The sequence below is a fragment of the Enterobacter sp. Taxon_8 genome (assembly GCF_058354585.1).
Genome location: NZ_CM177989.1, coordinates 1,767,801 through 1,788,275 on the forward strand (window position 1 = coordinate 1,767,801; position 20,475 = coordinate 1,788,275).

Consider the following 20,475-nt stretch of genomic DNA (forward strand, 5'->3'; position numbering starts at 1 on the left):
TTGCCGGGTTTTTTGTATTACATGCGTTCTACGGTTTCGATACCCAGGGTATCCAGACCCAGCTTCAGGGTCTTCGCCGTTAGCTGCGCCAGCTTCAGGCGGCTGTTGCGAACCGATTCGTTTTCCGCAGACAGAATAGGGCAGTGCTCGTAGAAGCCGGAGAACAGACCCGCCAGGTCGTACAGGTAAGCACACATTACGTGCGGCGTACCGTCACGCGCGACAACCGTCAGCGTCTCTTCGAACTGCAGCAGACGCGCCGCCAGCTGTGCTTCACGATCTTCAGTGATGGTCACGGTGGCAGTCGCCAGCACGCTTTCGTCGATACTGGCTTTACGGAATACCGAGAGCACGCGGGTGTAGGCGTACTGCATGTATGGCGCCGTGTTACCTTCAAACGCCAGCATGTTATCCCAGTCGAAGATATAGTCGGTGGTACGGTTCTTGGAGAGATCCGCGTATTTCACCGCACCGATACCCACGGCGTTGGCCAGTTTTTCCAGCTCGTCGGCCGGCATGTCCGGGTTCTTCTCGGCCACCAGACGACGGGCGCGTTCCAGCGCTTCGTCCAGCAGGTCTGACAGTTTCACCGTACCGCCCGCGCGGGTTTTGAACGGCTTGCCGTCTTTACCCAGCATCATGCCGAACATGTGGTGTTCCAGCGGAACGCTGTCCGGCACGTAACCGGCTTTACGCACGATGGTCCACGCCTGCATCAGGTGCTGGTGCTGACGGGAGTCTATGTAGTACAGCACGCGGTCGGCATGCAGCGTTTCGTAACGGTATTTCGCGCAGGCAATGTCGGTTGTAGTGTAGAGATAGCCGCCATCCTTTTTCTGGATGATCACGCCCATCGGTTCACCTTCCTTGTTTTTGTACTCATCAAGGAACACAACCGTTGCGCCTTCGCTCTCCACCGCCAGGTTTTTCGCTTTCAGGTCAGCCACAATGCCGGGCAGCATTGGGTTGTACAGGCTTTCACCCATTACGTCATCGCGGGTCAGGGTGACGTTCAGACGGTTATAGGTCAGCTGGTTCTGGGACATGGTGATGTCAACCAGCTTGCGCCACATTTCGAGGAAGTATTGATCGCCGCCCTGCAGTTTAACCACGTAACTACGCGCACGTTCGGCAAAAGCTTCGTCTTCGTCGTAGTGTTTTTTGGCTTCGCGATAGAACCCTTCCAGGTCCGCCAGCGCCATTTCACCCGCGTTTTCCTGCTGCTGTTTTTCCAGGTAAGCGATCAGCATGCCGAACTGGGTGCCCCAGTCGCCCACGTGGTTCGCGCGGATCACCTTGTGACCGAGGAACTCGAGCGTGCGCACTGCGGCATCACCGATGATGGTGGAGCGCAGGTGGCCAACGTGCATCTCTTTCGCCACGTTCGGCGCAGAATAGTCGATCACGACGGTCTGCGCTTCCGGCTGGGACACTCCCAGACGATCGGATTTCAGCGCCGCGTCAACGTGGCTTGCCAGGAAAGCAGGCTCAAGGAAGATGTTGATAAAGCCCGGACCGGCGATTTCGGTTTTGCTGGCAATGCCGGAAAGATCCAGATGCGTCAGTACCTGCTCAGCGAGCTGTCGCGGCGGCATGCCCAGTTTTTTAGCCACTGCCATCACGCCATTAGCCTGATAGTCGCCAAACTGTACTTTTGCTGACTGACGAACCTGCGGTTCGCAATCCGCAGGGGCACCTGCGGCAATCAGTGCCTGACTGACTTTTTCGGAGAGAAGAGCCTGAATATTCACCTGGATACCTTACGTTTTTGATGCGGGCTTACAACCGCCCGCGCCAGTTAAAGAATTTAGGGCGGGAGTATACTGCAAATGCCTTCTGACGTCAGCAGTGCGGGGCTGAAGATTGCTCAGAATCCAGGCAGTGAAGGTGTGCATAATCATGCAGTCGCAAAAAGCCGGTTTCTGAGGTTGGTCAAAACAGGGCAACAGAGTAAATTAGCGGCTTTGCGACATGAAAAGAGAATGACTTATGGCGAACTGGCAATCCATTGACGAACTGCATGATATTTCCGCAGATTTACCGCGCTTCACCCAGGCGTTCACAGAACTTGCCACCCGTCTGGGTCTGGATATTGCGCCGCTTGAGGCCGATCATATCTCTTTGCGCTGTCATCAGAATGCCACCGCCGAGCGCTGGCGTCGCGGGTTCGAACAGTGCGGCGAGTTACTGTCCGAGAATATCATTAATGGCCGCCCCATTTGCCTGTTCAAACTGCATGAGCCGGTGAACGTGGCGCACTGGCAGTTCAGCGTGGTTGAACTGCCGTGGCCGGGCGAGAAACGCTATCCGCACGAAGGCTGGGAACATATCGAGATTGTCCTGCCGGGTGAGCCGGAGACGTTAAACGCGCGCGCGCTGGCCCTGTTAGCGGACGAAGGCTTAAGCCAGCCGGGAATTTTTGTGAAGACCAGTTCTCCCAAAGGCGAGCGCGAGCGGTTACCTAACCCGACGCTGGCCGTTACTGACGGACAGGTTACGGTGAAGTTTCATCCGTGGACCATTGAGCAGATCGTTGCCAGTGAAGCATAAGAGATGTGAGTTCACGCCGGGACCGAAAACGAACGGCGTGTCATGATGTTTCGCTTAGTGGAATTTCAGGAGGATTAAATGGCGCTGCTGGAGATTTGTTGTTACAGCGTGGAGTGTGCCGTGACCGCGCAAAAGCACGGGGCTGACCGCATTGAACTGTGCGCGGCACCCAAGGAGGGCGGGTTGACGCCGTCTTACGGCGTGTTGAAGTCAGCCCGTCAGGCCGTCACTATTCCCGTTCACCCAATTATTCGTCCGCGCGGCGGTGATTTTTGTTACACGGCGGGCGAGTTCAGTGCCATGCTTGATGATATCGCCCTCGTTCGGGACCTGGGGTTTCCAGGGCTGGTGACCGGGCTGCTGGATGAAGACGGCAATATCGATATACCGCGTATGCGTCAGATTATGAGCGCCGCGCAGGGGATGGCCGTCACTTTTCATCGCGCATTTGATATGTGTAAAGATCCGCTTCAGGCCTTTGAAACGCTTGGAGAACTTGGCGTGGCGCGCATCCTGACATCGGGTCAGCAGGCGTCAGCTGAAAAAGGACTGCAATTAATTACGGAACTAAAAGCACATTCTGGTGTTCCAATAATAATGGCGGGTGCGGGAGTCCGCGCCAGCAATCTGGAACGGTTTTTAAACGCCGGGGTAGAAGAGCTGCACAGCTCCGCGGGGAAATGGATACCTTCGCCCATGCGTTATCGCAATACAGGATTGTCAATGTCGACGGATGCTGAAGCGGATGAGTATTCACGCTATGGCGTAGAGGGAGAGTCGGTTGCGGAAATGAAGTCGCTGATTGAGCGCCATCACGTGTAGCAACGTACCGATTTTTACCGCGCATCATGTCGCCCAATATGATGCTTGCTTGTACCAGGCCCCTGCCAATTACACAGGGGCCTTTTTTTCTCCTTCATATTTCAAGCCGCAGCTGCGTTGGCTGCCTCGCTGCAACTTGAACTATTTCGGAGAAAACGTGCTACGAGTAGGCCGGGTAAGGCGCAGCCGCCACCCGACTAAAAGACTACGGCTTAGTCGCTATTAACACCGCACGCATCGGGGCCGGATAGCCTTCGATGGTTTTGCTGTGATCGGTTGGGTCGAGGAATTGCTCCAGCGATTCGGTGATCATCCAGTCGGTGCGGCGCTGCTCTTCGATTGAGGTCACGCTGACATCGGCAATCCGCACATCCACAAACCCGCATTTCTCCAGCCAGTTCTTTAGCGCCAGCGCGGAAGGGATGAAGTAAACGTTGCGCATCTGCGCGTAGCGATCGCCCGGCACCAGAACGGCGTGTTCATCGCCTTCAATAACCAGCGTTTCGAGCACCAGCTCGCCGCCGCTGACCAGCTGATCTTTCAATTGCCACAGATGTTCAAGCGGGGAGCGGCGGTGATAAAGCACGCCCATGGAGAACACGGTATCAAACGCTTTCAGAGCTGGCAGCTGCTCAATGCCCAGCGGCAGCAGGTGCGCGCGCTGATCGTTACCCAGCAGCTTACGTACCGCTTCAAACTGGCACAGGAACAGCTGCATCGGGTCAATACCTACCGCCAGATGCGCGCCCGCGCCAATCATGCGCCACATGTGGTAACCGCTGCCGCAGCCCACGTCCAGAATGGTGCGCCCGGTCAGGTCGGAAAGGTGGGGCAGGACGCGATCCCATTTCCAGTCCGAGCGCCATTCGGTATTGATGTTCACGCCGTAAAGTGAAAACGGCCCTTTGCGCCACGGCATCAGGTTACGCATCAGCGTTTCGATGCGGTTGATCTGACCTGCCGGAAGCGGTTCTTCACTCTCTGCGGTGACGCTGTGCAGAAGGTCCAGACGATGCGGGGTCAGTTCGGGCAGAAACTCCACTGCATTTGACCACTGCTTTAACAGGCCGTGCTGCTGGTCCCGCTGCCAGGCGGCAATCTGCGCGGGCAAGGTTTCCAGCCAGTGGGAGAGCTGGTTTTTGGCAATCAGCTGATAGAAGTTACTGAACTCGATCATGCCGGTTTCCCCGCTTTCAGCGCTACCAGCGAACCAAAGTTAAAGCACTGGAACCACAGTTCGCTGTGCTCAAAACCGGCTTTGCTCAGACGCGCTTTATGGGTTTCTACGGAATCCGTCAGCATCACGTTTTCGAGCATGCTGCGCTTCTGGCTGATCTCCAGCTCGCTGTAGCCGTTCGCCCGTTTGAAATCGTGGTGCATATTGAACAGCAGCTCGCCAACCTCGGCATCTTCGAAGCTGAATTTCTCAGAGAGCACCAGCGCGCCGCCAGGATTCAGCCCCTGATAAATTTTGTCCAGCAGCAGCTGGCGGTCTTCCGGTACCAGGAACTGAAGCGTGAAATTCAGCACCACCATAGACGCGTTATTGATCTCAATCTCGCGGATATCACCTTCCACCACGTCTACCGGAACAGGAGCTTTGTACGCGTCAATATGGCGACGGCAGCGCTCAACCATGGCCGGGGAGTTATCGACGGCAATAATGCGGCAGCCTTCGTGGTGAACGTTACGACGAACCGACAGCGTTGCCGCGCCGAGCGAGCAGCCCAGGTCATAGACCTGCGTGCCGGGTTGAACGAAGCGCTCAGCCAGCATGCCGATCATAGAGATAATATTGGAATAACCGGGAACAGAGCGCTGGATCATATCCGGGAAGACTTCGGCTACCCGTTCATCGAAGGTCCAGTCGCCCAGGCTGGCGATAGGCGCGGAAAAAAGCGTGTCGCGATCTGACATAACGTAAAAATCCGGGAAAAATAAAGTGGCGTATTGTGCGCTAATGGAGGGAGAAAACCAACTCCCACGGCATATACCACAGGTTAGCCAGCACCATCAGCAAAAGTGAACACCAGGTTGCACTCATGCCGGAACGACGCCAGCGGATTAAGCGATGGTGAAAGCCGTAATAATGCATCAGGCGGCCAGCAATAAGCAGCAGGCCACAGATGTGCACCATCCAGGTTTCTGCGCCATTCATCTCCATAAACAGCAGCAGGATTAGGGCTGCGGGGATGTATTCAACCGCGTTGCCATGAATGCGGATAGCGCTTTGTAGCTCTGAAAACCCGCCGTCACCGTAGGAGACGCGGTAGAGCGTTCTGAGGCGCACAACATCAAATGAAAACTTAATCAGCAGTAATGCACCTAACACCGCATACAGCGCGCTGACCATACAAACTCCCTGTTTTTGGCAGATGGCACTTCACTATGATAGGGGGTGATATCAAAAAAGAGAAGATTGTTGTGGGATGGAAGGGGCGCTTCCCACGGACGGCACCGCAGCCTGCAAGGCCTGCCATAGAGCATCGACCAGTTCGGGGGCCTGGGCAATATCCGGCGTGTGCAAAAAGAGATACGGCGTGGTGGTGTGTTCCCACGATGCCAGTTTTTCCAGCCAGGCGGTGAACAGCGCCTGGTTTTGCTGCATGTTATCGCTGCCGATAAACCTGACCATTGGGTTATGTGCGGTCACGATGGCGTGAACCGGTACTTTCGGTTTTTTACGCTGAGCTTCAACGATGGCTTCGCTATGCGGGATAGCGCTGTGCACCGGACGGCTGTCGAGGATCACCCGGTTAACGGAACGCTCAAGCAGGCCGCGATTGAGCGCTTTTTCCGCTTCGCCCTTAGCAAAAAACTCAGGATGCCTGACTTCAACGCCGTAGGTAAACTCCCGGGGCAGGGCGTCCAGAAACGTCCACAGCGCGGGCAGGTCGCGCGGGCCAAAGACGGCCGGAAGCTGCAGCCAGTACTGGCCGATGCGGTTTGCCAGCGGTGACATGCGCGCGAAAAATTCTTCGGTCAAATCGCCGCAGTTGCGCAGCGCGGCCTGGTGAGAAATGGTCGCCGGAAACTTGAAGCAGAAGCGGAAGTCGTCGGTCGTTTGTTCCCGCCAGCGTGCAACAATCTCGGCTTTCGGAAGCGCATACAGGGTGGTGTTACCCTCGACACAGTTGAAGTGCCGGGCATATTCCTCAAGGCCGGTGATGCCAAGGCGCACCCATTTCGGGTGCGACCACTGGGGTAAACCGACATACATCATAGCGCGCTGACAATCTCATCCGTGCTGCGCACGCGGCCGATGCGCGGGAAGATGTGGGTCATGCTGCCCTGATGCTGTTCCGCGGAGGCCGCGCTGCAGGCATCTTCGGCAATCACCAGATTAAACCCCAGCTCCCACGCGTTGCGGGCAGTCGACTCCACGCCGATGTTGGTGGAAATACCGCACAGGATAATGGTGTCAATGCCGCGACGGCGGAGCTGCAGTTCAAGATCGGTGCCGTAGAATGCACCCCACTGACGTTTGGTCACTTCAATATCGCTGTCGCGTTTACCCAGTGAGGCCGGGTACGTCCACCAGTTTTCCGGCAGGGCGCGTGCAGGAGCCTGGGCATCAACGGGCTGTTTTAACGCTTCGGCGTAATCAGCAGACCAGCCGACGCGCACCATGACAACCGGGGCACCGCTGGCACGACAGGTTTCCGCCAGGCGAGCGGCGCGGCTGACTACATCGTCCGCGGTATGCGGGCCGCCGGCGAAGGGCAAAATGCCTTCCTGTAAATCAATCACGACAAGCGCGGTTTTACTGGCATCAAGTGTTAACATCGTTACTCCCGTTAAATGAATCACTTCCGGACACCATACGACGTGATGGCCTGTTCCTGGGCGGATAATTTTGTTAATTTTTGTGAGAATGCGCAATAAGAGTGCAGCAAACGACCGCCAGGCCGTGGTTCGCTCTTATCGTCCGGCGGAATTTCCAGTATAATAGCCGCCTTTTTTCATCCAGTTGTGACATACAGAAAGCTGCGACATAGTAGCCTGCATACCAGGCGACATTTAGCCTGCGGCTAATTAAGGGATATCTCATGCGTACAGAATATTGCGGGCAGCTGCGTCAGTCCCACGTCGGACAGCAGGTCACCCTGTGTGGTTGGGTCAATCGTCGTCGTGATCTTGGTAGCCTTATCTTCATCGATATGCGCGACCGCGAAGGTATCGTTCAGGTGTTCTTCGATCCGGATCGCGCTGATGCGTTGAAGCTGGCCTCTGAGCTGCGTAATGAGTTCTGCATTCAGGTCACCGGCACCGTGCGTGCGCGTGACGAGAAAAACGTTAACGCCGACATGGCGACGGGTGCCATTGAAGTGCTGGCGTCCGATCTGACGATCATTAACCGTGCTGAAGCGCTGCCGCTGGACTCCAACCACGTCAACACTGAAGAAGCGCGTCTGAAATACCGCTACCTGGATCTGCGTCGCCCGGAAATGGCTCAGCGCCTGAAAACCCGTGCGAAAATCACCAGCCTGGTGCGTCGCTTTATGGATGACCACGGTTTCCTTGATATCGAAACCCCGATGCTGACCAAAGCCACGCCGGAAGGCGCGCGCGATTACCTGGTCCCATCCCGCGTTCATAAAGGCAAATTCTACGCGCTGCCGCAGTCTCCACAGCTGTTCAAACAGCTGCTGATGATGTCCGGCTTCGATCGCTACTATCAGATCGTGAAATGCTTCCGCGACGAAGACCTGCGTGCTGACCGCCAGCCTGAATTTACCCAGATCGATGTGGAAACCTCCTTCATGACCGCTGAGCAGGTGCGTGAAGTGATGGAAGCCCTGGTGCGTAGCCTGTGGAACGACGTTAAAGGCGTTGAGCTGGGCGATTTCCCAATCATGACCTTCGCGGAAGCCGAGCGTCGTTATGGCTCTGACAAACCAGACCTGCGTAACCCGATGGAGCTGGTGGACGTTGCAGACCTGGTGAAAGCCGTTGAGTTTGCCGTCTTCTCCGGCCCGGCTAACGATCCGAAAGGTCGCGTGGCGGCCCTGCGCGTACCGGGTGGTGCAGCACTGAGCCGTAAGCAGATCGACGATTACGGCAACTTCATCAAGATCTACGGCGCTAAAGGTCTGGCCTATATTAAAGTGACCGAGCGTGCGAAAGGTCTGGAAGGTATCACCAGCCCGGTCGCGAAATTCCTGAACGCGGACATCGTGGAAGCGATCCTTGAGCGCACCGGCGCGCAGGACGGCGACATGATCTTCTTCGGCGCAGATAACAAGAAAGTTGTTGCGGATGCGATGGGCGCGCTGCGTCTGAAGCTCGGCAAAGACCTGAACCTGACCGACGAGAGCAAATGGGCGCCGCTGTGGGTTATCGACTTCCCAATGTTTGAAGACGACGGTGAAGGCGGCCTGACCGCGATGCACCACCCGTTCACCTCGCCAAAAGAGATGACGGCGGCAGAGCTGAAAGCGGCACCGGAAGAGGCCGTCGCCAACGCCTACGATATGGTCATTAACGGCTACGAAGTGGGCGGCGGTTCCGTGCGTATTCACAGCGGTGAAATGCAGCAGACCGTGTTCGGCATCCTGGGCATCAACGAGCAGGAGCAGCGCGAGAAATTCGGCTTCCTGCTGGACGCGCTGAAATACGGTACGCCTCCGCACGCGGGTCTGGCCTTTGGTCTTGACCGTCTGACCATGCTGCTGACCGGCACCGATAACATCCGTGATGTTATCGCCTTCCCGAAAACCACTGCCGCAGCGTGTCTGATGACCGAAGCGCCAAGCTTTGCCAACCCGGCCGCACTGGCTGAGCTGGGCATTGAGGTGGTGAAGAAGGAAGAGAAAAACTGATATGACATATAAGCTCCCCGTTTCGGTCCTGGTGGTCATTTATGCAGAAGACACGAAGCGGGTGCTGATGTTGCAGCGGCGTGATGACCCTGAATTCTGGCAGTCGGTTACCGGCAGTCTGGAAGAGGGGGAGACCGCGCCGCAGGCCGCCGCGCGTGAAGTAAAGGAAGAGGTCGCCATTGACGTTGCCCGCGAGCAACTGACCCTGAAGGACTGTCAGCGCACGGTGGAGTTCGAAATTTTTAGCCATTTACGTCATCGCTACGCGCCGGGTACCGAGCGCAATACGGAATCGTGGTTCTGTCTCGCGCTCCCCCATGAACGGGAGATCGTGTTTACCGAACACCTGACCTACCGCTGGGTGAATGCGGCGGATGCTGCCGCGCTGACCAAGTCGTGGAGCAACCGGCAGGCGATTGAAGAATTTGTAATTAACGCTGCCTGAAAAGGCGCGCTCTTTGAGGATATTTTTATGGCAGGTCATAGTAAGTGGGCCAACACCAAACACCGCAAAGCGGCACAGGATGCCAAGCGCGGTAAGATCTTTACCAAAATCATTCGCGAGCTGGTGACGGCAGCGCGTCTGGGCGGCGGCGACCCGGCGTCTAACCCGCGTCTGCGCGCGGCGGTTGATAAAGCGCTGTCCAACAACATGACGCGTGACACCCTGAACCGTGCAATCGCACGTGGCGTGGGCGGTGACGAAGACGCGAACATGGAAACCATCATTTATGAAGGTTACGGTCCTGGCGGTACGGCGGTGATGGTTGAGTGCCTGTCCGACAACCGTAACCGTACCGTTGCGGAAGTGCGCCACGCGTTCACCAAAACCGGTGGCAACCTGGGCACTGACGGTTCCGTTGCGTACCTGTTCAGCAAAAAAGGCGTCATCTCTTTCGAGAAAGGCGACGAAGATGCGATCATGGAAGCGGCGCTGGAAGCCGGTGCGGAAGACGTAGTGACCTTCGACGACGGTGCTATCGACGTTTATACCGCATGGGAAGAGATGGGTGCCGTGCGCGACGCGCTGGAAGCGGCAGGCCTGAAAGCGGACAACGCTGAAGTCTCCATGATCCCGTCCACCAAAGCGGACATGGATGCGGAAACCGCACCAAAACTGCTGCGTCTGATCGACATGCTCGAAGACTGTGACGACGTGCAGGAAGTGTACCACAACGGTGAAATCTCTGATGAGGTTGCAGCGACTCTCTGATGAGAGCGTATAAATCCGTTACAGGAGACGCGTGATGTCGATTATTCTCGGGATTGACCCAGGCTCACGCGTCACCGGTTATGGCGTTATCCGTCAGGTGGGACGCCAGTTAACCTACCTGGGCAGCGGCTGTATCCGCACCAAAGTTGACGATCTGCCGTCGCGCCTGAAGCTCATTTATGCGGGCGTATCGGAGATCATCACCCAGTTTCAGCCGGACTATTTCGCCATCGAGCAGGTCTTCATGGCGAAAAACGCCGATTCGGCGCTGAAGCTCGGCCAGGCTCGTGGCGTTGCCATTGTCGCTGCCGTGAACCAGGATTTGCCGGTATTTGAATACGCGGCGCGTCAGGTTAAGCAGACGGTGGTGGGTATTGGTAGCGCGGAGAAAAGTCAGGTGCAGCACATGGTGCGTACCCTGCTGAAGCTCCCTGCGAACCCGCAGGCCGATGCCGCGGATGCGCTGGCGATTGCGATTACCCACTGTCACGTGAGCCAGAACGCGATGCAAATGAGCGAGTCGCGGCTCAATCTGGCGCGAGGCAGGTTACGATAATGACAAATCAGGCTGGATGTTTATCCAGCCTTTTTTTATTATGTCGGCAGTTAATTTCTTCCAGAACGCAGGAGCGTCACGTGATAGGCAGACTCAGAGGCATCATCATTGAAAAACAACCCCCGTTAGTGCTGCTGGAAGTGGGTGGCGTGGGCTATGAAGTCCATATGCCGATGACCTGCTTCTACGAGCTGCCGGACGCGGGCAAAGAGGCGATTGTCTTTACTCAGTTTGTGGTGCGTGAAGATGCTCAGCTGCTGTACGGCTTCAACAACAAGCAGGAACGCACGCTGTTCCGCGAGCTGATTAAAACCAACGGCGTCGGGCCGAAACTGGCGCTGGCGATCTTATCCGGCATGTCTGCACCACAGTTTGTGAATGCTGTTGAGCGCGAAGATCCTGCGGCGCTGATTAAGCTTCCGGGCATCGGTAAGAAAACGGCAGAGCGTCTGATTGTCGAGATGAAAGACCGCTTTAAAGGCCTGCATGGCGATCTCTTCACGCCGGCGGCCGATCTGGTACTGACCTCTCCAGGTGCGCCTGCGACGGATGATGATGCCGAGCAGGAAGCGGTTGCCGCGCTGGTGGCGCTGGGCTATAAACCTCAGGAGGCCAGCCGTATGGTGAGCAAAATTGCCAAACCGGACGCCAGCAGTGAAACCCTGATTCGTGAAGCGCTGCGCGCTGCATTGTGAGGTAAAGGATGATAGAAGCAGACCGCCTGGTTTCGGCAGGCACTGTTCAGGCAGAGGATGTGGTGGATCGCGCGATTCGCCCAAAACTGCTTGATGAGTACATTGGCCAGCCGCAGGTTCGTTCCCAGATGGAGATTTTCATCCAGGCGGCAAAACTGCGCGGCGATGCGCTCGATCACCTGCTGATTTTTGGCCCTCCCGGTTTAGGCAAAACCACGCTGGCGAATATCGTCGCCAATGAGATGGGCGTTAACCTGCGCACCACCTCCGGCCCGGTGCTGGAGAAGGCGGGCGATCTCGCTGCGATGCTGACCAACCTCGAACCACATGACGTGCTGTTTATCGATGAGATCCACCGTCTCTCACCGGTGGTAGAAGAGGTGCTCTATCCGGCGATGGAAGATTACCAGCTGGATATCATGATCGGCGAAGGTCCGGCCGCGCGCTCCATCAAAATCGATCTGCCGCCGTTTACCCTGATTGGCGCAACGACGCGAGCCGGGTCGTTGACCTCTCCACTGCGCGACCGTTTCGGGATCGTGCAGCGTCTGGAATTTTATCAGGTTGCCGATCTCCAGCACATCGTTGGCCGCAGCGCCCGCTATATGGGGCTGGAAATGAGCGAAGAGGGCGCGTTTGAAGTGGCGAAGCGTTCCCGCGGTACGCCGCGTATCGCCAACCGCCTGCTGCGCCGCGTGCGTGACTTTGCAGAGGTAAAGCACAACGGTTCGATTTCCGCCGAGATTGCCGCCCAGGCGCTGGACATGCTGAACGTCGATGCCGAAGGTTTTGATTACATGGACCGCAAGCTGCTGCTGGCGGTGCTGGACAAGTTCTTTGGTGGCCCGGTCGGGCTGGATAACCTGGCGGCGGCTATTGGTGAAGAGCGTGAGACGATTGAAGATGTGCTGGAGCCGTATCTGATTCAGCAGGGCTTCCTGCAGCGCACCCCGCGTGGACGTATGGCGACGGTGCGGGCGTGGAATCATTTCGGTATTACGCCACCGGCAATGCCGTAAGCAGCGATAATTTGTAGCCCCGGTAAGCGAAGCGTCACCGGGGACATACCCACTACTGTGCGGTCTTCTTCATCATACTGAAGATAAACAGCACCGCAGCACTCAGCACCACGGACGGCCCAGCAGGCGTGTCATAGAACGCCGAGAAGGTGAGTCCACCCGTTACCGCAATCATCCCGACGATCACGGCTACGCCGGCCATCTGCTCAGGCGTACGGGCAAAACGACGCGCCGTAGCGGCAGGGATGATCAGCAGCGACGTAATAATCAGCGCGCCGACAAACTTCATCGCTACGCCAATGGTTAACGCCGTCACCAGCATCAGCAGCAGCTTAACGCGCTGCAGCTTCACGCCGTCGACAAACGCCAGGTCCGGGCTGACGGTCATGGCCAGTAAATTCCGCCACTGCCAGAACAGAATAGCGAGCACCACCAGCACGCCAATGGCTATAGCGATGAGATCCTCCGGCGTCACGGCCAGCAGGTCACCGAACAGGTAGGCCATCAGATCCACGCGGATGTTCGACATCAGGCTGACCACCACCAGGCCCAGCGACAGGGCGCTGTGCGCCATGATGCCAAGCAGGGTATCGATGGCGAGGTGAGGGCGTTTTTCCAGCCAGACCAGACCGGCCGCCAGCAGCAGCGTGACCACAATCACCGCGTAGAACGGGTTGACGTTCAGCAGCAGACCAAAAGCCACGCCCAGCAGGGACGCATGCGCCAGGGTATCACCGAAGTAAGACATTCTGCGCCATACCACAAACGAGCCGAGCGGGCCCGCGGCGCAGGCAAGCATAATCCCGGCCAGCCAGCCGGGCAGTAACAGTTCAATCATGAGTGTCCATTTCCCCGACGCAGTACGATTCGTCCCTGTAAATCATGGCGATGATTATGATGATGACGATAAATGCCAAGCTGCTCGGCGCCACGAGGGCCGAACATGGAGATAAACTCCGGATGCATGGAGACGACTTCAGGCGTACCGGAGCAGCAGATATGGTGGTTGAGGCACAGCACTTCGTCGGTTTTTGCCATTACCAGATGGAGATCATGGGAGACCATCAGCACTGCGCAATCGAGCTCGCGACGTAGCTGGTCGATCAAATCATAAAGCGCAACCTGACCATTCACATCCACACCCTGAGTCGGCTCATCCAGTACCAGAAGCTGCGGGCTGCTTAGCAGCGCGCGGGCAAGTAAAACACGCTGAGTTTCACCGCCGGACAGTTTTTGCAGCGGCGCATCGACAAGATGGCCCGCCTGCACGCGTTTCAGTGCCGGGAGAATATCGGCTTTACGCGTGCCGGGGCGCAGACGCAGGAAACGGCTGACCGTCAGCGGCAGCGTGGCGTCGAGATGAAGTTTTTGCGGCACATAGCCAATACGCAATTTTTCCTCACGCTTAATCACGCCTTCATCGGGTGCGACCAAACCCAGCACCACGCGTACCAGGGTGGATTTACCTGCGCCATTGGGGCCGAGAAGCGTCAGAATTTTGCCGGGCTTCAGATCCAGCGACACGTCAGAGAGGACGCGGCGCTGGCCAAATGAGACCGAAATATTTTCAAGAGAAACCAATGTCGTCATGTCATTTTAAGCTTGAAGAAGTCAACGAATGTTATAATATCACACTCCACGCATTCACTACGATGATTAGTCGCATTATGTTACATAAAAATACGCTTCTTTTCGCAGCATTATCTGCTGCCCTTTGGGGGACAACCGCACAAGATGTTAACGCTGCGGTTGTCGCTTCGCTTAAGCCACTTGGATTCATCGCGTCCGCCATTGCAGACGGCGTAACGGAGACCCAGGTTCTGCTCCCTGATGGTGCATCTGAGCATGACTATTCCCTGCGCCCGTCAGATGTAAAACGCTTGCAAAACGCGGACTTAGTCGTCTGGATTGGTCCTGAAATGGAAGCGTTCATGCAGAAGTCAGCAAAACAGGTGGCGGGTGAAAAACAGGTCGCGATTGCCGACCTCCCCGGCGTGAAACCGTTGCTCATGAAAGGGGCGGATGACGACGGCGACGAACATGACCACAATGCTGCAGACGGTGAAAAAGGTGATGGAGATCACCATCACGGCGAGTACAACATGCATCTTTGGTTATCCCCAGAGATAGCGCGGCTTTCAGCGGTTGCAATCCATGACAAATTAGTGGAACTTATGCCGCAAAGTCGAGCCAAACTAGACGCCAACCTGAAGGATTTTGAGGCACAATTAGCCGCAACCGATAAGCAGGTGGGTAATGAGCTCGCACCGTTGAAAGGAAAAGGGTATTTCGTGTTTCATGACGCCTACGGCTATTACGAAAAACACTACGGTTTGACCCCGCTGGGCCACTTCACCGTCAACCCTGAAATTCAGCCTGGTGCGCAGCGTTTACATGAAATCAGAACACAGCTGGTTGAGCAGAAAGCGACATGCGTTTTTGCTGAGCCACAGTTCAGGCCAGCGGTCGTAGAAGCCGTGGCCAGGGGAACATCCGTGCGCATGGGAACCCTTGACCCGCTAGGTACGAATATCCAGTTGAGCAAAGCGAGCTATTCGCAGTTCCTCAGCCAACTGGCGAACCAGTATGCGAGCTGCCTGAAAGGAGAATAACGAGGAAGTGAATACGTGCAACAGATAGCCCGCTCTGTCGCCCTGGCATTTAACAATCTGCCTCGACCCCACCGCGTTATGCTGGGGTCGCTTACAGTACTCACCTTAGCGGTCGCCGTCTGGCGGCCCTATGTGTACCACCCGAGTTCTGCCCCTATCATCAAAACCATTGAGCTTGAAAAGAGCGAAATCCGTTCTTTGCTGCCTGAAGCCAGTGAGCCTATCGACCAGGCGGCTCAGGAAGATGAAGCTATCCCGCAGGATGAACTGGACGATAAAACCGAGAACGAAGCGGGTATCCACGAATATGTAGTGTCTACCGGTGACACGCTGAGCAGCGTGCTGAACCAGTACGGCATCGACATGGGCAATATCAGCCAGCTGGCGGCTGCGGATAAAGATCTTCGTAATCTGAAAATCGGACAGCAGCTCTCCTGGACATTAACGGCGGATGGCGATCTCCAGCGTCTGACCTGGGAAATGTCCCGCCGCGAAACCCGCACCTACGATCGCACTGCAAACGGTTTCAAGATGACCAGCGAAATGCAGAAGGGTGACTGGGTTAACAGCGTTCTGAAAGGCACCGTGGGCGCGAGCTTTGTCTCCAGCGCGCGCGATGCAGGCTTGACCAGCGCTGAAATCAGTTCGGTGATCAAAGCCATGCAGTGGCAGATGGATTTCCGCAAGCTGAAGAAGGGCGATGAGTTCTCCGTCCTGATGTCACGCGAGATGCTGGACGGCAAGCGCGAGCAAAGCCAGCTGCTGGGCGTCCGACTGCGCTCTGAAGGTAAAGATTATTACGCGATTCGTGCCGAAGACGGTAAGTTCTACGATCGCAGCGGTACGGGCCTTGCGAAAGGCTTCCTGCGCTTCCCGACGGCAAAACAGTTTCGCGTTTCCTCTAACTTTAACCCGCGTCGTCTGAACCCGGTAACCGGGCGCGTCGCGCCGCACCGTGGCGTTGACTTTGCCATGCCGCAGGGTACGCCGGTACTGGCGGTAGGGGATGGAGAAGTGGTGGTGGCCAAGCGTAGCGGTGCCGCCGGATATTATGTCGCGGTACGTCATGGTCGTACTTATACGACCCGCTACATGCACCTGCGCAAGCTGCTGGTCAAACCGGGCCAGAAGGTGAAGCGTGGTGACCGTATCGCGATTTCCGGCAATACCGGACGCTCTACCGGCCCGCATCTGCACTATGAAGTGTGGATCAACCAACAGGCCGTGAACCCGCTGACGGCGAAACTGCCGCGCACCGAAGGCCTGACAGGTAAAGATCGTACTGATTATCTGGCGCAGGTGAAAGAGGTGATACCGCAGCTGAGCTTGAACTAAGCCCTCTGTTTTTGTTAAAAAAGCCGGCGCACACTGACGCCGGCTTTTTCTTTTGTGCGGGGACGACTGCCTCGCTACACTATCTGAATAAAATTTTGCTTCATCAGACCCTGGATCCAGCATGGAAACCAAAAAAAACAATATTGAATACATTCCTGAGTTTGAAAAATCCTTTCGCCATCCGCGCAACTGGGGCGCCTGGCTTGGTGTTTACGCCTTTGCGGGGATGGCGTTGCTGCCGGCTTCCGTCCGAGACCCAGTTCTGGGGAAAATTGGCCGTCTGGCCGGGCGTTTAGGCAAGAGCGCTCGCCGCCGCGCGCAGATTAATCTCTACTACTGTTTTCCTGAGAAAAGCGACGCCGAACGTGAGGCAATTATTGATGAGATGTATACCACTGCCCCGCAGGCAATGGCGATGATGGCGGAACTGGCGCTGAAAGGGCCGGATAAAATCGTCGATCGCGTTGACTGGAAAGGGCTGGACATCATCGAGGAGATGCGCCGCAATGACGAGAAAGTCATTTTCCTTGTCCCCCACGGCTGGGGCGTTGATATTCCGGCGATGCTCATGGCGTCTCAGGGCCAGAAAATGGCGGCGATGTTCCATAACCAGGGAAATAAAATCTACGATTTTGTCTGGAACACGGTGCGTCGTCGTTTTGGCGGACGTTTGCATGCGCGTAACGATGGCATTAAGCCCTTCATTCAGTCGGTACGTCAGGGGTACTGGGGCTACTATCTGCCGGATCAGGACCACGGCCCAGAGCACAGCGAGTTTGTCGATTTCTTTGCGACCTATAAAGCGACGCTCCCCGCGATTGGTCGACTGATGAAAGTCTGTCGTGCCCGCGTGATCCCGCTATTCCCGGTCTATGACGGCAAAACGCATCGCCTGAGTATTGAGGTCCGTCCGCCGATGGACGATCTGCTCACCGCGGACGACCACACCATCGCGCGTCGAATGAACGAAGAGGTGGAGATCCTGGTGGGGCCGCATGCCGAACAGTACACGTGGATTTTGAAGCTGCTTAAAACGCGTAAACCGGGTGAAACAGAGCCCTACAAACGCAAAGAGCTTTATCCGAGGAAATAAAAAAAGCCCTCTCCAGACGGAGAGGGCTTTTTAACACAAACGTTATTACTCGACGGTCATAACGCGCGTGGTGTTGGTTGAGCCGATGGTGCTCATCACATCGCCCTGGGTCACGATAACGATATCACCGGACACCAGATAGCCTTTGTCGCGCAGCAGGTTTACGGCATCGTGCGCTGCAGCTACGCCATCATTAGTGCTGTCGAAGTGAACCGGCGTCACGCCGCGGTACAACGCCGTCAGGTTCAGGGTACGTTCGTGACGGGACATGGCGAAAATTGGCAGGCCAGAGCTGATACGAGAGGTCATCAGCGCGGTGCGGCCAGATTCGGTCATGGTGATGATCGCGGTAACGCCCTTCAGGTGGTTTGCCGCGTACATCGCAGACATCGCAATCGCTTCTTCCACGTTGTCGAACTGCACGTCCAGACGATGTTTAGAGACGTTGATGCTTGGGATCTTTTCAGCGCCCAGGCAGACGCGCGCCATGGCGGCCACGGTTTCTGCCGGATACTGGCCCGCAGCGGTTTCCGCAGAGAGCATCACCGCATCCGTACCGTCCAGCACGGCGTTGGCCACGTCCATAACTTCCGCACGGGTTGGCATTGGGTTGGTGATCATCGATTCCATCATCTGAGTGGCGGTGATCACCGCGCGGTTCAGCTGACGTGCGCGACGAATCAGCGCTTTCTGGATACCGACCAGCTCAGGGTCGCCGATTTCCACGCCCAGGTCACCACGCGCAACCATGACAACGTCAGAGGCGAGGATCACATCGTCCATGGCATCCTGATCGCAAACGGCCTCCGCGCGTTCAACTTTAGCGACGATTTTAGCATCGCAGCCTGCATCACGTGCCAGGCGACGCGCATAGTTAAGATCTTCGCCACAGCGCGGGAAGGAGACGGCCAGGTAGTCAACGCCGATCAGCGCGGCAGTTACGATGTCCGCTTTGTCTTTATCGGTAAGCGCTTCTGCTGAGAGGCCGCCACCCAGTTTGTTGATGCCTTTATTGTTGGAGAGCGGGCCGCCAACGGTGACTTCGGTGAACACTTTCATGCCCTGAACTTCCAGCACTTTCAGCTGTACGCGACCGTCGTCGAGCAGCAGGATATCGCCAGGCACCACGTCAGCCGGCAGGCCTTTATAGTCGATACCAACTTTCTCTTTATCGCCTTCGCCTTTGCCCAGGTTGGCATCAAGCAGGAATTTGTCGCCGATATTGAGGAAAACTTTACCCTCTTTAAAGGTCGATACACGGATTTTTGGACCCTGCAAATCGCCGAGGATAGCAACATGACGGCCCAGTTTTGCTGCAATTTCACGCACTTTATCGGCACGTAATTTATGGTCTTCTGGCGTACCGTGAGAGAAGTTCATACGTACCACGTTGGCACCGGCGGCGATAATTTTTTCGAGATTATTATCGCGATCGGTGGCCGGGCCTAAGGTGGTTACGATCTTGGTTCTGCGAAGCCTTCTGGACATGTAATACTCCGTTGACTGAAACAACTTTGGTGTTGCGTGAACATTGAATCGGCCTTCATCTGCTGCAAGGCAGCGGCGAGGGGACCGAATGCCGTAAATCGTTACATCGTCATTATTCGTGACGTATTCGTTATCAACTATCAGGGAACATCGCTCTTTATAAGCAATTCTTTATCAAAACGCGATTCCTTCAGCGCTTCCTTGACCCGCTTCAAGTTATCCCGGAATTTTGCCCCGCGACGTAGGGTAAAACCGGTCGCAAGCACGTCAATCACGGTGAGCTGGGCCAGTCGGGAGACCATCGGCATATAAATGTCTGTGTCTTCCGGCACGTCGAGGGTGATTGCCAGCGTTGCCTCACGCGCCAGCGGCGTGCCGGCTGTAGTGAGGGCAATCACCATGGCATCGTTTTCACGGGCCAGCTGCGCCAGCTCTACCTGACTTTTGGTGCGGCCGGTATGCGAAATCAGTACCACGACGTCATCTTCACTGCAATTCATACAGCTCATGCGTTGCAGCACAATGTCATCGGAATAAATAACCGGAACGTTAAAGCGGAAAAATTTATTCATGGCGTCATGCGCGACGGCCGCCGACGACCCGAGCCCAAAGAACGCAATTCGCTTGGCCTGGGTGAGTAAATCCACCGCGCGATTCACGGAGCTCATGTCCAGAGACTGACGGACGTGGTCAAGCGAAGCCATGGCCGACTCAAAAATTTTCGTGGTATAGGCATCAACGCTGTCGTCTTCATCCACATTACGATTAACATAAGGGGTGCCGTTAGCCAGACTTTGTGCCAGATGCAGTTTAAAATCAGGAAAGCCGCGCGTTTCCAGACTGCGGCAAAAGCGATTGACCGTGGGTTCGCTAACACCCGCTTCCTGTGCCAGAGCGGCGATGCTTGAATGAATCGTCTGAGCGGGGGAGGCCATAATGACCTCGGCCACTTTACGCTCGGATTTGCTAAGGTGTTCCAGTTGAAACTGGATTTTTTCCAGCATGTTCATGTTAACAGGACGCTCATGGGTGTAAACGATTTCATAAATTGATGAAATCGAGATTCGATTTAGCCGATATTACCCTTGTGGCTTCCATTAAGGGTAACAATAGACAAGATAATGTTGTTGTTTTTTTTCATTACTTGATCGGTGTCGGGTTTTGCTATGACCCTGTTGCGCAAAGAAACGACGGTTGTTGCGTCATTAAGCCGTCGAAATCATCCGAAGGGTGAAAAATCGCGGTATCGCGCGCGACGATAAGCGCAAAT

The 20,475-nt window shown here is 56.0% G+C and carries 21 protein-coding genes; 11 read left to right on the plus strand and 10 right to left on the minus strand.

All coding sequences use genetic code 11. The features are described 5' to 3' along the window. Window positions 1–17 precede the first annotated feature (17 nt). Entirely contained in the window at window positions 18–1,751 is a 1,734-nt protein-coding gene (gene argS, locus AC4IBF_RS08370) for an arginine--tRNA ligase (RefSeq protein WP_136195782.1), read from the minus strand. A 238-nt stretch (window positions 1,752–1,989) separates the two neighbouring features. Between argS and AC4IBF_RS08375 the strand changes: the two genes are divergently transcribed. Both AC4IBF_RS08375 and cutC read left to right on the plus strand, forming a co-directional pair. Continuing rightward, window positions 1,990–2,550: a VOC family protein gene (locus AC4IBF_RS08375; RefSeq protein WP_127731458.1), complete on the plus strand. Its 561-nt coding sequence runs from the start codon at window positions 1,990–1,992 to the stop codon at window positions 2,548–2,550. A 78-nt stretch (window positions 2,551–2,628) separates the two neighbouring features. Continuing rightward, a complete protein-coding gene (gene cutC, locus AC4IBF_RS08380) occupies window positions 2,629–3,372 on the plus strand; it encodes a copper homeostasis protein CutC (RefSeq protein ID WP_111964823.1) in 744 nt (247 codons plus the stop codon). Window positions 3,373–3,577: 205 nt separating this feature from the next. On the opposite strand, the gene cmoB is transcribed toward cutC, so the two are convergent. The 5 genes from cmoB to AC4IBF_RS08405 are packed head-to-tail and all read right to left on the minus strand — an operon-like array spanning window position 3,578 to window position 7,158. Next, window positions 3,578–4,549, minus strand: a complete 972-nt coding sequence (gene cmoB, locus AC4IBF_RS08385; protein WP_115875692.1) for a tRNA 5-methoxyuridine(34)/uridine 5-oxyacetic acid(34) synthase CmoB — start codon at window positions 4,547–4,549, stop codon at window positions 3,578–3,580. Continuing rightward, window positions 4,546–5,289: a carboxy-S-adenosyl-L-methionine synthase CmoA gene (cmoA, locus tag AC4IBF_RS08390; protein ID WP_111964821.1), complete on the minus strand. Its 744-nt coding sequence runs from the start codon at window positions 5,287–5,289 to the stop codon at window positions 4,546–4,548. Before cmoA ends, cmoB begins: the two co-directional genes overlap by 4 nt. Before the next feature lie 40 nt (window positions 5,290–5,329). Continuing rightward, window positions 5,330–5,725 carry an MAPEG family protein gene (locus AC4IBF_RS08395; protein WP_021240443.1) on the minus strand — a complete coding sequence of 132 codons (396 nt, stop codon included), beginning with the start codon at window positions 5,723–5,725 and terminating at the stop codon, window positions 5,330–5,332. Window positions 5,726–5,776: 51 nt separating this feature from the next. Next, window positions 5,777–6,595, minus strand: coding sequence for a DUF72 domain-containing protein (locus AC4IBF_RS08400; protein WP_136195781.1), 819 nt, complete (start codon window positions 6,593–6,595; stop codon window positions 5,777–5,779). Beyond that, window positions 6,592–7,158, minus strand: a complete 567-nt coding sequence (locus AC4IBF_RS08405; protein WP_121932053.1) for a hydrolase — start codon at window positions 7,156–7,158, stop codon at window positions 6,592–6,594. The genes AC4IBF_RS08400 and AC4IBF_RS08405 overlap by 4 nt, the downstream gene beginning before the upstream one ends. A gap of 263 nt (window positions 7,159–7,421) precedes the next feature. Here AC4IBF_RS08405 and aspS point away from each other — a divergent pair, with 263 nt between their 5' ends. From aspS to ruvB, 6 genes are all read left to right on the plus strand, one after another. Then, window positions 7,422–9,194 carry an aspartate--tRNA ligase gene (gene aspS / locus AC4IBF_RS08410; RefSeq protein WP_111964818.1) on the plus strand — a complete coding sequence of 591 codons (1,773 nt, stop codon included), beginning with the start codon at window positions 7,422–7,424 and terminating at the stop codon, window positions 9,192–9,194. A gap of 1 nt (window position 9,195) precedes the next feature. After that, entirely contained in the window at window positions 9,196–9,639 is a 444-nt protein-coding gene (gene nudB, locus AC4IBF_RS08415; protein WP_008500446.1) for a dihydroneopterin triphosphate diphosphatase, read from the plus strand. A 27-nt stretch (window positions 9,640–9,666) separates the two neighbouring features. Continuing rightward, complete coding sequence (locus tag AC4IBF_RS08420) at window positions 9,667–10,407, plus strand: YebC/PmpR family DNA-binding transcriptional regulator (protein ID WP_008500447.1); 741 nt, start codon at window positions 9,667–9,669, stop codon at window positions 10,405–10,407. 34 nt (window positions 10,408–10,441) lie between these two features. Next, window positions 10,442–10,963, plus strand: coding sequence for a crossover junction endodeoxyribonuclease RuvC (gene ruvC / locus AC4IBF_RS08425; protein ID WP_003859749.1), 522 nt, complete (start codon window positions 10,442–10,444; stop codon window positions 10,961–10,963). A gap of 80 nt (window positions 10,964–11,043) precedes the next feature. Beyond that, window positions 11,044–11,658, plus strand: coding sequence for a Holliday junction branch migration protein RuvA (gene ruvA, locus AC4IBF_RS08430; RefSeq protein WP_023617042.1), 615 nt, complete (start codon window positions 11,044–11,046; stop codon window positions 11,656–11,658). Window positions 11,659–11,666: 8 nt separating this feature from the next. Continuing rightward, window positions 11,667–12,677: a Holliday junction branch migration DNA helicase RuvB gene (ruvB, locus tag AC4IBF_RS08435; protein ID WP_008500449.1), complete on the plus strand. Its 1,011-nt coding sequence runs from the start codon at window positions 11,667–11,669 to the stop codon at window positions 12,675–12,677. 52 nt (window positions 12,678–12,729) lie between these two features. Here the strand turns inward: ruvB and znuB are convergent, their stop codons facing one another. After that, window positions 12,730–13,515, minus strand: a complete 786-nt coding sequence (gene znuB, locus AC4IBF_RS08440) for a zinc ABC transporter permease subunit ZnuB (RefSeq protein WP_491463256.1) — start codon at window positions 13,513–13,515, stop codon at window positions 12,730–12,732. Further along, the gene (gene znuC, locus AC4IBF_RS08445; RefSeq protein ID WP_023312233.1) at window positions 13,512–14,267 is read right to left on the minus strand and encodes a zinc ABC transporter ATP-binding protein ZnuC; all 756 of its coding nucleotides are present in this window, start codon (window positions 14,265–14,267) and stop codon (window positions 13,512–13,514) included. Before znuC ends, znuB begins: the two co-directional genes overlap by 4 nt. Before the next feature lie 77 nt (window positions 14,268–14,344). Here znuC and znuA point away from each other — a divergent pair, with 77 nt between their 5' ends. From znuA to lpxM, 3 genes are all read left to right on the plus strand, one after another. Beyond that, entirely contained in the window at window positions 14,345–15,289 is a 945-nt protein-coding gene (znuA, locus tag AC4IBF_RS08450; RefSeq protein WP_133295439.1) for a zinc ABC transporter substrate-binding protein ZnuA, read from the plus strand. A gap of 15 nt (window positions 15,290–15,304) precedes the next feature. Continuing rightward, complete coding sequence (gene mepM / locus AC4IBF_RS08455) at window positions 15,305–16,624, plus strand: murein DD-endopeptidase MepM (RefSeq protein WP_045326742.1); 1,320 nt, start codon at window positions 15,305–15,307, stop codon at window positions 16,622–16,624. 121 nt (window positions 16,625–16,745) lie between these two features. After that, window positions 16,746–17,717, plus strand: a complete 972-nt coding sequence (gene lpxM, locus AC4IBF_RS08460; RefSeq protein ID WP_029741765.1) for a lauroyl-Kdo(2)-lipid IV(A) myristoyltransferase — start codon at window positions 16,746–16,748, stop codon at window positions 17,715–17,717. Between the two features lie 45 nt (window positions 17,718–17,762). On the opposite strand, the gene pyk is transcribed toward lpxM, so the two are convergent. Both pyk and AC4IBF_RS08470 read right to left on the minus strand, forming a co-directional pair. Continuing rightward, window positions 17,763–19,205 (minus strand): pyruvate kinase, encoded by a 1,443-nt coding sequence (gene pyk / locus AC4IBF_RS08465; RefSeq protein WP_008500455.1) that lies wholly within the window; start codon window positions 19,203–19,205, stop codon window positions 17,763–17,765. 140 nt (window positions 19,206–19,345) lie between these two features. Continuing rightward, complete coding sequence (locus AC4IBF_RS08470; RefSeq protein ID WP_143345261.1) at window positions 19,346–20,215, minus strand: MurR/RpiR family transcriptional regulator; 870 nt, start codon at window positions 20,213–20,215, stop codon at window positions 19,346–19,348. Window positions 20,216–20,475 lie beyond the last annotated feature (260 nt).